The 11,775-nt window shown below is 71.3% G+C and carries 13 protein-coding genes; all 13 read right to left on the reverse strand.

What is annotated here, in order from left to right; genetic code table 11:
- Positions 1-29: 29 nt before the first annotated feature.
- Positions 30-1,109 (reverse strand): fatty acid desaturase family protein, encoded by a 1,080-nt coding sequence (locus ACTIDRAF_RS0208230; RefSeq protein ID WP_016698255.1) that lies wholly within the window; start codon positions 1,107-1,109, stop codon positions 30-32.
- A 458-nt stretch (positions 1,110-1,567) separates the two neighbouring features.
- Positions 1,568-2,314: a sensor domain-containing protein gene (locus ACTIDRAF_RS0208235; RefSeq protein ID WP_156038892.1), complete on the reverse strand. Its 747-nt coding sequence runs from the start codon at positions 2,312-2,314 to the stop codon at positions 1,568-1,570.
- Positions 2,311-2,544, reverse strand: coding sequence for a hypothetical protein (locus ACTIDRAF_RS0208240; protein ID WP_016698257.1), 234 nt, complete (start codon positions 2,542-2,544; stop codon positions 2,311-2,313). The genes ACTIDRAF_RS0208235 and ACTIDRAF_RS0208240 overlap by 4 nt, the downstream gene beginning before the upstream one ends.
- The gene (locus tag ACTIDRAF_RS0208245; RefSeq protein ID WP_211215291.1) at positions 2,541-2,903 is read right to left on the reverse strand and encodes an ArsR/SmtB family transcription factor; all 363 of its coding nucleotides are present in this window, start codon (positions 2,901-2,903) and stop codon (positions 2,541-2,543) included. The genes ACTIDRAF_RS0208240 and ACTIDRAF_RS0208245 overlap by 4 nt, the downstream gene beginning before the upstream one ends.
- 735 nt (positions 2,904-3,638) lie before the next feature.
- On the reverse strand, positions 3,639-4,286 hold the full coding sequence (locus ACTIDRAF_RS0208250; protein ID WP_016698260.1) for a hypothetical protein: 648 nt from the start codon (positions 4,284-4,286) through the stop codon (positions 3,639-3,641).
- 49 nt (positions 4,287-4,335) lie between these two features.
- Positions 4,336-4,998: a lytic polysaccharide monooxygenase auxiliary activity family 9 protein gene (locus ACTIDRAF_RS0208255; protein WP_026065900.1), complete on the reverse strand. Its 663-nt coding sequence runs from the start codon at positions 4,996-4,998 to the stop codon at positions 4,336-4,338.
- 189 nt (positions 4,999-5,187) lie between these two features.
- Positions 5,188-6,711, reverse strand: a complete 1,524-nt coding sequence (locus ACTIDRAF_RS0208260) for an amidohydrolase family protein (RefSeq protein ID WP_016698262.1) — start codon at positions 6,709-6,711, stop codon at positions 5,188-5,190.
- 49 nt (positions 6,712-6,760) lie between these two features.
- A complete protein-coding gene (gene codB / locus ACTIDRAF_RS0208265; RefSeq protein ID WP_035291644.1) occupies positions 6,761-8,083 on the reverse strand; it encodes a cytosine permease in 1,323 nt (440 codons plus the stop codon).
- Positions 8,084-8,796: 713 nt separating this feature from the next.
- The gene (locus ACTIDRAF_RS0208270; RefSeq protein WP_016698264.1) at positions 8,797-9,351 is read right to left on the reverse strand and encodes a hypothetical protein; all 555 of its coding nucleotides are present in this window, start codon (positions 9,349-9,351) and stop codon (positions 8,797-8,799) included.
- A gap of 491 nt (positions 9,352-9,842) precedes the next feature.
- The gene (locus ACTIDRAF_RS0208275; RefSeq protein ID WP_016698265.1) at positions 9,843-10,148 is read right to left on the reverse strand and encodes a hypothetical protein; all 306 of its coding nucleotides are present in this window, start codon (positions 10,146-10,148) and stop codon (positions 9,843-9,845) included.
- A complete protein-coding gene (locus ACTIDRAF_RS0208280) occupies positions 10,145-10,474 on the reverse strand; it encodes a hypothetical protein (RefSeq protein ID WP_155886063.1) in 330 nt (109 codons plus the stop codon). Before ACTIDRAF_RS0208280 ends, ACTIDRAF_RS0208275 begins: the two co-directional genes overlap by 4 nt.
- A 279-nt stretch (positions 10,475-10,753) precedes the next feature.
- Complete coding sequence (locus ACTIDRAF_RS0208285; protein WP_016698267.1) at positions 10,754-11,053, reverse strand: hypothetical protein; 300 nt, start codon at positions 11,051-11,053, stop codon at positions 10,754-10,756.
- Positions 11,050-11,418, reverse strand: a complete 369-nt coding sequence (locus ACTIDRAF_RS0208290) for a hypothetical protein (RefSeq protein ID WP_016698268.1) — start codon at positions 11,416-11,418, stop codon at positions 11,050-11,052. Before ACTIDRAF_RS0208290 ends, ACTIDRAF_RS0208285 begins: the two co-directional genes overlap by 4 nt.
- Positions 11,419-11,775 lie beyond the last annotated feature (357 nt).

Below are 11,775 nucleotides of genomic sequence, written 5' to 3' on the forward strand. Positions count from 1 at the left end.
GGCGGCCGCCGGCGGTGCCGAGCGCGGCGCTACCGGCGCTGGGCCGGCTGGAGGTGTTCGGCCGGCACCGCGCGTTCGACGGCGCGGGAGTTGCCGACCTCGTCGAGGTAGGTGAGGATCTCCCGCCACGACTGGACCAGGCTGGTCTCGTGGTACGGGACGCCCCGTTCCCGGCAGAACTCGATCACGATCGGCCTGGCGTGCCGCAACGCGGGGCGGGGCATGCTGGGGAACAGGTGGTGCTCGATCTGGTAGTTGAGCCCGCCGAGCCCCCATTCCAGGAACCGGCCGCCCGTGACGTTGCGGGAGGTGAGGACCTGGCGGCGGAAGAAGTCGATCTTCTCACCGGGTTGCAGGATGGGCATGCCCTTGTGGTTGGGGGCGAAGGTCGATCCCATGTACAGGCCGAACAGGCATTTGTGGACCAAGAAGAACGCGATGGCCTTCCCGGGCGAGAGGACGAGGAAGAGCGCGGAGAAGTAGGCTGCGAAGTGCGCGACGAGCAGGCCGCCCTCCACCCAACGCCGTTTCGGCGGCAGGACCGGCAGTGCGCGGAACGAGGACACGTGCAGGTTGAGCCCGGCGAGCAGCAGCAGGGGGAAGAAGAGGCGGCCCTGCCACCTGGTCCACAGCAGCCGGAGACCTCGCGTCCTGCCCACCTGCTGTTCGGTCCAGGACAGCGCCCCCTCGCCGATGTCGGGGTCGCGGTCGACGTGGTTGGGGTGGCTGTGGTGCCGGTTGTGCTTGTCCACCCACCACCCGATTCCCAGGCCGATGCCGAGGTTGCCCAGGGTGAGACCCGCGACCTCGGAGGCCCGCCGGCCTCGGAAGATCTGGCGGTGGCCGACCTCGTGCCCGGTGAAGGCGATCTGGGTGGACAGCACGGCGAGGACGACGGCGGTCAGCAACTGGTACCAGGAGTCGCCGACGAACGGGAAGACGACCCAGGTTCCCAGGTAGAGCGCCACGTTGGTGGCGATGACGGCGGCGTAGTAGCCGTGTCGTCGACGCATCAGCCCGGCGTCCCGGATCCTGCGGGAGAGCACGCTGTAGTCGCTGCGCCGGTCGGAAGCGTCCTGGGGCTCCTCGACGGCTGCGGGGAAGGACATGGGGTTCCCTGTCTTGGGTAGGGGGCGGGTCCGGTCCACCGAGGCGGACCGGTCGAGGTTCTGGCCGGGGTCGGGCGTTCCCCGGTGGTGCCGACGGGGCGTCACCGGGCGTGGGTGGACCGCCGGTCGGGTGAAATCGGGCACGTCGCACCGGGCGCCGGACGTGGGCGCTGGTGCGTCTGTGGCGGAGAAATGCCTGGTTGACCGGGCGCGCGGTTCAGCGTCGACGGAGGAGGCCAACGGTGCGCATGGGCGGACGCGCTCGTCGCCGACCCCGGCGCGGTGGTCGATCTGTCATAGAATCTCGACCTTCCTTGAATGAGTTGAGGGACTCGGTTGAGGAGTCGTCCCCCGGCCAGGGTGCCAGTGGTGTGGTGTGCGGCCGGGGGACGATCGTCGTTCGGGATGGGTGGCACGAGTGGTGCTGTGTGGTGTGCCGCCCGGGGGCGGCCTCGTTGTCAGTCGCTGAGCGGGCCTGGTGACCGCAGGACTCGCCTGGCTGGTTCCAGGGGGTCGACCGCTGGCCCGAGGAGGGATCGGGCGATCGCGGCGTGCGCCCTGGCCGCACGGACCATGAGCGGGGCGGTGATCGTGGCCACGATGAAGCAGACGGCCATGACCAGGAGCGCCGTGGGCAGGTCACCGACCCAGATCCCGAAGCCACCGTCGAACAGGTTGTGTTCGGGGCCCGTGACGTATCCGATCATGATGCCGTGGCCGACGGTGCCGTCGTCGAAGGTGATGGGGATCGACCAGTACCACAACGGCAGGGTGATGCCGGCGACCGGGATCACCCACAGGACCGCGACGACGAGGTCGAAGACGAACAGCAGGGGCGCCAGCGGCAGGAGGTAGGCGAGGTTCCGGAACGTGGCCGGGTCGGTCCACCGGGTCCTGATCTGGCTGATGATGCCGGGAGCGGTGACGGGCCGGTAGGCGCTCTCGACGCGCCGGGCCACCAGGAACGCCCGGCGCCGCTCCACCTCCGCCATCCCCCTGATCAGCAGGGCGGCCCCGAGGAGCAGCGGGAACCCGAGCCAGAAGATGCTGAGCACGGAGGAGACGATCACGCTCACCAGTGCGACGGCCATGAAGGCCACGGCGATCGGCAGGTAGCTGATCAGGTAGGCGAGGGCCCACCAGCTTTCTCGGGTGAACAGCGCCATCGCCGGTGACGCGGGCGCTGTCGGTTCATTCGTGCTCACTCCACGCTCCGCAGCAGTTTCTCGACCGCTCCCAGCCTGGCCGCCAGCTCCGCGAGCTCCCCCCGGAGCATCGCCTGGTTGGCGACGGCTTCCTCCGCGAGCTTGCGGTAGTGGGCCATCGCCACGGCGTCCGCCCGGTGGCGCTGCAACCGGAAGTAGGAGACGAGGCTCAGCGAGAGCCCACCGATGACGATCAGCACGATCGAGATGGCGATGACAGCGCCGATCATGTGGATGTGTCCTCCATGTCCGTAGGGCCTTCCTCGTTGCCCGATGTACCGGGAGACGCGTCCTGGTCGGCCCGCAGGGCCTGGCGGACGGTGTCGACGTTGAGGCGAAACTCGAAGGGCGTCAGCTCGAAGTACTTCATCGCCTTGCCGTCGGCTGAGAGTTCCAGGGCGCCGGTGACGATCCCGGCCTTCTCCAGCCGTTCGAGGTGCATGTAGAGCAGGGGACGAGACAACCCCAGGCGCCTCGCCAGCTCGCTGACGTGCACGCGACCAGCCGCCAGTTCCTCGATGACGCGGAGGCGCTGGACGTGACCGAGGGCCGCGAGTACCGCGAGCAGTTCCGCGCTGTTCAGAGGCAACCCCCTCCACTACCCCAGTTTCACCTGTCAGGGTGACATTACACGTGAAGTGCCACCGTGGGTGTGCGGGGTCCCCCGGGGAACGGCGTGCTCCCTCGCCCGGGGAGCAGCGGCGGGACCGGAACCACGGTTGTCGGGGTGGATTGGAACCGCACCGCGAGGCGGGTCTGGTCGCGCTCCTCCCCTGCCGGGTCCGGGTGGGGTCGCGACGGCGGATGTCCCCTGCCGCCCGGGACGCGACGGCGGAGGGGATGGGGCCTGGCAGGCCGCCAGGGAATGGCGGCAGGAGTTCCGAGGGTGGGGTGGGTTCGTGGCCTCCGGGCACCGGCCACTGGCCACCGGGTCCGCCGGTCGTCGCACTGGCGCGGAAGGGGTATCACCGCGACGACGGGTCGAGGGCGTGCTGGGGCGGCGGGGTTCCGCCGGCGAACCGGGGCGGGAGTGGCCGGAGTACCGGGCTGGTCAGGGTGGGACCGTCCCGCTCCGCCCGCCCGGGATCACCGGTCGGCGGGGTGCCGGTCGGGCGGGGCCCACGGAGCGGCGCTTCCCGCGCGACCGCCGGACCGGTGGTGCCGTGGGAGGACGACCCGGGCGGGCTGGCGGGGCCTTGCCCCGGCTCCCCCCGATGCTCGGTGCGGTCCTGCCGCCCGGTGCGACGCGCGTCGGGGGCAACCCGCTTGGCCTGCCGGTGTCCCCGCCCGACGCGGGTGGGTATGGCGTCGGGCGGGGCTCGGCTCAGTGGTGGCCGTGGTGGGCGAAGTCGCACCCCTCCGCGTCGGCGGGGATGAGATGCGCGTCCTCGATGTCCACGGGGGCGCACCAGAGGTAGTGCAGCCCCATCTCCTCGGCCCCGGTGGGCCCCGAGGTCACGGCGAAACCGTTGCCGAAGGACCAGTCCGGGTTGCCCCGCACCTCACCCTCCTCGACGGCGTCACGCCAGGACTCCTGGAACTCCGTGAAGCGGTCGGGGTCGAAGATGACCAGGCCGAGTTTGTCGTGCGGCGGCACGGCACAGGTGGCCCACTCCGCCACGTAGGGTTCGTACAGCCCGATCAGCAGGGGTCCGACGAAGTCCCGGAACTCCTCCTCGCTGGCGGGTGTCGGGTCGGCGCACTCGCCGGTTTCCTCGGCGACCCAGGACGCCAGTTCGAGGGCGGTGTCGAAGGACTGGCCCATCGCCGCGGCACCGGTCTCCTCCGCCGCCTCGTGGTCGTGGTCGTCGTGTCCCCCACCCTCCTCCGAGGGGGCCGCGTGCTCGGTGCTCGCGGGGGGTGGGGCCTCGGCGGAATCCTCGCCTCCGCCGCAGCCGGCGAGGACGAGGGCCACCGCCGCCAAGGACCCGGTCGCGGCGAGCCGTGCCCTGGTGAGCAGGCTGGAATTCACTCGGTTCTCCCTTTCCTGTCCGTCCGGTGTTCCCGTCGGCACGCGCGGCTCACTGGAAGACGACGTCCGAACAGTTGTAGAAGGCCTCGGGGCTGTCCGAGCGCTGCCAGATCGAGTAGATGATGTGCCGCCCGGTCTTGCCCTCCGGCAGCTGCCCGTACATCTGGTAGGAGTCCCACCAGCTCCCGTCGGTGTGTTCCTTGGGCGGGTCGGTCGCGACCAGGAAGGGTTCCTCTTCGAGGTCGGACCAGGCCAGGGGGGTGGTGGGGTCGTAGCCGTCCTTGGTCACGTACAGCTCGAAAGTGCCGGGGTGCGGCGCCCAGGCGGCGTAGCGGAAGTTGTAGTCGGCGCCGGACCGCAGGGTGGTCGCCGGCCAGTCCGGGCGGGCGGCGTTGTAGGCCGCGTACTTGTCGGTGCCCGCCGCGCACAGCTCCCCGTCGGGGATGATCTCGCGGTGACGTCCGGCGGCGTCGGGGATCAGGATGGCGAACCAGTCCCAGAGCGGCTGGGTCCCGCCCTCCGCCACCGCGTCCCGGCAGGCGTCCGAACTGGGGGTCTGCGGCCCTTCGTCGAAGCAGACGTAGGTCCGGGTCGCCGGTGCGGTCATACCTCCGTGCGCGTGCGCCACACCGGCCGTGAGGGTGCTGACGAGAAGGGCCAGCGCCACTCCGACCACGCCCAGCGACGCGACGTTGCGTCGTCTCGTTCTCATGCGCTGCTCATTTCTGTGCTGGACAGACAAAGATCGCGCGCCCTGGAACGGAGTGTAGGCAGCGGTGGACTGGCCGAACAGCGCCGTTCATCTCAACCCGGCTGCCTCCCTCGGCGAGGAACGAGGCGGTCATGGTCGGCGGTGGGCGGGGAGGCGCGACGCCCGCACCTCCCCGAGCCGGCTGGCGCGTCAGCCGACCAGCCAGGCCTCCTCATCACCCGACCAGCGGTTCACGCCCGTCGGGGTGGCCGCGCAGCGGCGGTGGATCTCGGTGAACGCCGGGACGAAGGCGGCGTTCACGCTCTCCCACTCCTCCTGCCACTCCCGCACCCGGGGCAGCCAGTGGCGCAGCTCGGCGAGCACGGCGTCCTCGTCGACCCTGGTCAGCCGCCCGTTCTCGACCACGGTCTCCCCCGCGACCATGACCTGCTCGATGGACGAGCCGTTCTCGGAGTAGACGAGGTGCACGGCGAGGTCGTTGCGCGGGGTGAACGGGAGGGTGTTCAGGTCGTAGATGACCAGATCGGCCTGCTTGCCGACCTCAAGCGATCCGGTCCTGTCCTCCACGAGCGCGCTGCGCGCTCCGCCGAGGGTGCCGGCGCGCAACACCTCGGCGACGCTGGGCCAGCGGTGGTGGTCCGGTTCGCTGACCTTGTGCAGCAGCCCGGCCGCCTTGACGACGTCGAGCATCCTCGGGCTGTCGCTGCTGGAGGCTCCGTCACTGCCCAGCGCGAGGTTCACCCCCGCGTCGAGCAGGTCGCGGAAGGGAGCGATGCCCGATCCCAGCTTCAGGTTGGAGATGGGGTTGTGGGACACCGACGCGTTGGCCGCCCCGAGTATCTCGATGTCGGACCGGGTCAACCAGATGCCGTGGGCCAAGGTCGTCTCCCGGCCCAGCGCGCCGATCCGGCGCAGGTGTTCCACCAGGGTGGTGCCGTGGAACTCCCGGCCGGTGACGGCCTGGACCTTGGTCTCCAGGACGTGGATGTGGTACTCGGCGTTCCAGGCACGCGCGAGTTCCGCCGCGCCGACGAGGAGGTCGTCGGTGCACCGTTGGGGACCGGAGGGTGCCACCATGTACCGGAGGCGGCCGCCGGCCCGTTCGTGGTGCCGTTCGAAGGCCCGCCTGCTGAAGTCGAGGTACTCGTCGGTGCGGGGCGGCGTGATCGCCCGGACCTCGTCGAGCAGGTCGGGGCGGAGGACCTCCTCCACGAAGGGCAGGGTGTCGACGAAGGGTTTGTTGATGACGTGCCCGGACACGTTCGCCCGGATCCCGGCGAGCTCGTAGGCGTCGAACACGGCGGCCAGCTGGTCGACGTTCTGGGTCGGGGTCTCCAGGACGTCGTCGACCACGCAGGTCACGCCGGCCCGGAGTGACTCCATGGCCACCAGCAGGGTGCGCAGCCGGACGAGGTCGGCGGGAAGTTCCCCGATCCCCAGGATCGGGTAGGAGAAGAGCATCCACAGTTCGAGCGGCAGGTTGTCGTAGCGTCCCTTGAACAGCGCCTCCCACGAGTGCAGGTGCCCGTTCACCAGTCCGGGGGTGACGAGCCGGTCCCGGCCGTCGATGACCCTCTCGTCCGGTCGTGGTTCCAGGTCCGGTCCGATCTCGGAGATCCGGTCATCGCTGATCCGGATGCTCGTGGTGATCGGCCGGGCCCCGGTCACCTCGTCCATCGTGATGACCGAGGCGTGGCGGATGAGTGTTCCCACGTGTTGTTCTCCTGTTCCTCGTGGGCGGCCAGCGGGCGTCTGCTGGTCCTCAGCTGGTGCTGGCCGGGGTGGCCCGCTCCGCCGGGGTCGGCGTCGGTGACGCGGCGTCCCTTCGGTGTCCGGGCAGGACCCGGTGCAGCAGCGGCGCCGCGACGACGGCGACCAGGATGCCCTGGAGCGGCGGCACGCCGAGTTCGTACACGTTGCTGACCGCCGCCACCAGCGTGCCGGCGAGATAGGCGCCGAGCCCACTCCACCGGACCACGGGCTCGCGTCCCCCCGCGGCGGCGGGCAGACGACCGCGCCAGGCCAGGAAGTACTGGCCGATCACGGCGCCCCCGAGTGGGGGGATCACGATCCCCAGGACCACGAGGAAGGTCTCCAGTGCCTCGTAGACACCGGTCACGGCCAACAGGATCCCGAGCAGGACCCCGCCGATGACGAAGGGTCGTTTGTCGTTCACCCCGAAGAGTTCCGCGCCGGCGACGCCGAACGCGTAGGCGGCGTTGTCGTTCGTGGTCCAGAGGTTGGCGACCAGCAGGAGCAGGCCGAGGACGAGGAGGTCGAGCTGGATCAGGACGGCGGCGAAGTCCGGTTCGCCGTAGACGACCGCGCCGACGGCGCCGAAGAACAGCATGAGGGTCTGCGCGACGAGGAAGGCCACCAGCGCGGCGGCGAAGGCGTGCCGGGGGCGTCGCGCGAAGCGGGTCCAGTTGCCGACCTGCGTCCCTCCGCTGACGAAGGTGCCGACCATGATGGTGAGGGCGGTGGCGACGCCCAGCTCGGCGGTCGGTTCGATCGAGAGCAGTCCGTGCCAGCCGCCGGCGTCGCCGAGGGCGCGAGCGACGACCCAGAACGCCAGGACGAACATCAGGGGCACGGCGATCGCGCTGAGGATCTCCAGTCCCCGGTATCCGAAGTAGGCGGTGGTGCCCATCAGCAGCCCGGCGACCACCATGATGGGCCAGGTGCTCTCCCAGCCGAGCGCCCTGCCCGCGAGGTCGGCCAGCAGCGCGACCGTGACGCCGAACCAGCCGATCTGGGTGCCGCCGAGCAGCACCGACGCCCACTTGCCGCCGGCGAGACCGAGGGTCCGGCGGGCGAGCAGCACGGTGCTCAGGCCGGTCCTGGCGGAGATCACCCCGATGACGGCGACGTAGCAGCCGAGCAGGACGCTGGCGGTCAGGCTGAGCACCAGGAACTCCGCGAAGGGGAAGGCGCCCGCGATCTGGCCCCCCGCGAGCATCGTGGGTGCGAAGAACGTGAAGCTGACCAGCATCAGCAGCAGCGACCCCAGGCTTCGGCGGGCGGACATCGGCACCGGGGCGAGCGGGTAGTCGGGGTCCACCACCGGCTGACTACCCTGGGCCACCCCCTGATCACCCTTGTTGCCCAACGTCCGCGGTGCCCGTGGCGACATGGCCCCCCCCTTTCACTACTTTCCGTCACACGTTGACGAGCAAGGGACGGTAGGAAGTGGGTGTTTCACGCGGCTCCGTGCCGCGTTACGGGGAGATGACGAAGCCGGGGTGTGAGCAACCGCACCGCTTGCTCGGGCGCCCGAACCAGGCTCGGGTCCTGGTGGGCTCGGGTGGGGTCCGGCGAACGAGTCGCGGTGGAGCCGCCGGCTGCGGGACCTCGGTCCTCGTCCGGGTGGCGGAAGGTCCCGCGCGGTGGAAGGCCTCCCCCATCGCCGGCCGGCGGCACGGGCGATCCGGCTCTCCGTGTGGCGGTCGCCAGCGGGTCGCCCGCCTGTCGCGCGGTGTCGGCCCGCCCCCGCCTTCCGCCCGATCACGAGGTTCCGGGTTGCGCGGTGCGCGGTTCCGACCACCGGCCTCGCCTGGGGCGTCACCGCCTCGGACGGCGGGTCGGGACGATGTGCCCGGTCTGTTCGGCTCACCTCGCTGGTGCGCGGCGTGACTCCGAGCGGCCGAGGTGGTCGCCCGCCCAGGTGAGTGGGGCCGCGGCGGACCGTCGCGACCGGCGTGCGCCACCTCCCCCGCCGGCACGCCAGGGGAGGTGGCTTCGGCGTCCGCCAGGCACACCCGGGCTGGCGGCCCGGCGCGGGGTCGCAGCGCGGGCCTCCTACCCGACCAGTTCGAAGTGACCGAGTCGCGCGGACCACCGGTAGCGGTCGACCCAGGTGGTCTCGGTCGACCAGTCGGTCATCGTGACGACGACGTCACCGTCCTCGACGGCGAAGTCGGTGGGCCGGAGCATCCAGTGCGGTCCGTCGGCAACGGTGCCCAGTAGGCTCGGCCGCCCCTCCTCGTCCACCGTGACGGCGACCAACGACCCGGAGTACTCGGAGTTCCGGGGGCCGCAGTCGATCATGAGGAGGGCGTCCTCCACGCCGTCGGCGGTGACGTCGGCGAACGCGACCTCGTGTCCCGGCGCGAAGCGGTAGACGTGGCCGGGGGTCTCGGCCGTGCCCCCGGTGAAGGAGACCGGCGCCTCCGGACAGGCGCCGATGGCGGGCAACGGGACGACCGCGTCCCGCCAGGCGATGTCGCGGACTCCGCCGGCCGGTTCGGCGGCCTGCGCCGCGAGGGTTGGACCCGCCACCGCCGCGGTGACCGCCAGGGACAGCGCCGCCGCCCATCGAGGGAACGTTCCCCCGTGCCGCCTGCTCGGTCTCATGTGCGCTCCCGTTCCTCGTGGACGTCCTGGGGCCGCCGCCGACGTACACCGCCGGCACCGGCAGTGGGAGGACGGAACGGCCCCGGGGCCGGGTTGCCTCCCGGCGAGCACCGCCCGCGGAGTGCGCGCGTCCTGGCGCGCGGGGTCAGGTTGACGGTGCCTGCCCGACCCGTTCCTGGGGCGAGACGGACTCACGACCACGGCACCAGCCCCGGGCGCGGAACGGTTCGGGTCGCGACGCCGGCGTCCACCACGGCGGCACCAGCAGGTGCTTCCCCACCAGGCCGGCTCCGGCACCAGGGAACCGCGCCCGGCGGGCGCAGCGCCCGCTCCCGTCCACCCCCCTCGCTCCTCGGAGGTCCCCGGGTGGACCAGCGCTGCCCGGTCGTCCCGCCCGCTTCGTCCTCGCGGACGAGGGGCTGCTGGCCGGGGAGGGGACGGCCCAGCCCGTTGACCCGTCCCACGTCCGACCGGGACGTCGGCGTCGCCCCCTACGGCGCCGCCTCGACGTGGACCGCCAGCACCCGACCGGTGGCGGTGTCCACGTGCGGCACTCCGGGTTCCTCCGGTAGTGGGGTGTCGAGGTAGAGGCTGCGCAGTCGCGCCGTGTCCCGGCCCAGCTCCCGCGCCTTGTCCACTGCCTCCCGCTCGGCCTCCTCCCGGGTGATGCGCCTGGCGCCCTCGAGCACGACGACGTGGTGGAGGTGGACGACGCGGTTGTCCGAGGGGTCGTAGAGCGCCACCACGTGGGTGAGCGCGACGGCGGGTGCGTCCCCGGCGACGGCGAACTCGGTCATCTCGCCTCCCGGAGGGTGATGATCGGCCAGTGGAACACGTTCGCCAGGGCCCGCGCGTGGGCGTTCCTTACCAACGCGGCGAGGTGGATGGTGGTGACCGCGTTCCTCGCGACCATGTTCCTCCCCTCGGAGGCGGGGTATTCCTCGGATGCTCCGGTGCCGTCGGGATTGATGCGGTCGATGTGCGTGATGACCATGTTCGCGTGAGAGGTGATGTCCGGCTGGTAGGTGATCCACCTCGACATGGAGATCTCGACGATGGTGTTCCTGGGTGGCTGTTCGACGTGGAGCGTCACTCCCAGTTCCGTGTTGGAAGTGCTCGTCATGCTCCAGGTACGAGCGAGCATCCCGTCCATGGGCACCTGTCCCTTCCGCGTCGGCTACGCGTTCGTGGGTTCGGGCACTCCGAGGTGGGTTCCGCGTTCGCACGCCGTTCGTTCTCCGAGGCCGTGCGGCGCTCCCGGAGTTCGAAGTGGGTTGGTGGCGGGTTGGCGGCGCCGTGCGCCCGGTCAGGACCTGCGGGGTGCGGCCGGACGTCGGCCTCTCCAGTCCGGGGGTGGTCGCTCCTCGCGCGGCGCGGCCCGGCGATCCGGGGCGCGTCGCCGTCATCGCTGCGCGTCGGGCCGGATCGCGACGAGTCGGCCGCCGGCGCCCACGTGCAGCACACCGGGCTCGTCGGGGAGGGGCGTGTCGAGGTGGAGGCCGGTCAGGCGTTCGGGATCGTGGCCCAGCAGCCGTGCCTGGTCCACCGCATGCCGCTCGGCGTCCTCCCTGCTGACGGTTTCGCCGCCTTCGAGCACCACCACCTGGTGGAGGTGGACGACGCGGTTGTCCGAGGGGTCGTAGAGCACGACCAGGTGGGTGGCCGTGGCCCGGGGTCCCGTTCCGCCGCCTCCGAACCTCATGCTCGCTCCTCGGCGGGGACGACGACGGGCCAGAAGAACAGGTTGACCAGTCCCCGAACGTACGCGTTGCTGACCTGGGCCGTGACGACGACGCTGGTGACGTTCTCGCGCACGATGACGTTCGGGCCCGAGTCCACGTCGAATTCGTCCAGGTCCGTGGTGCCATCGGGGTTGACGATTCGCACCGCGGTGATCGCCAGGTTCGCGCGCGACGAGATGTCGGCGCGATAAGTGACCCATCGCGCCATGCAGAGCTCGATGATGGTGTTCTTCCGGGGTTGTGTGATGAGGAGCGACGATGTCACGACCTTGTCGGAGTCACTCGTCGCGGACCTGGGTTCGACGTGCATGCCATCCACGATCATTGCTCCTCTCGGCAATGAGTGGAGAATCGTTCCGCGCCACGACTCTAGGTCGGTGGTCCGAGGGGCGCAGGGCGGCTGACCGCGTTGGGTGAGGGGTGCGTCGTGCTCGGAACGCGCCCCGTTCCCGGCGAGACCGGGCCGGGGCGGGCGGGGTGCCCACCCCGGCGTCCGGGTGGCGTCGGTGCGCTGGAGCGCTGTGGCACGGCAGGTCGGGCGGCTTGGGCTCCGCGCGACCCGTCGGAGCACTCGGGTGGGGTTGCGCCGTCGGGGCCGTTCGTCCGCCGAGCGTGTCCGGCACCGCTCGCCGCCACTGAGCCGGGCGGCGGTCCGCGCCGCGCGCGGCCCCCGCCCGCGGTC

Source organism: Actinoalloteichus spitiensis RMV-1378 (genome assembly GCF_000239155.1).
GTDB lineage: Bacteria > Actinomycetota > Actinomycetes > Mycobacteriales > Pseudonocardiaceae > Actinoalloteichus_B > Actinoalloteichus_B spitiensis.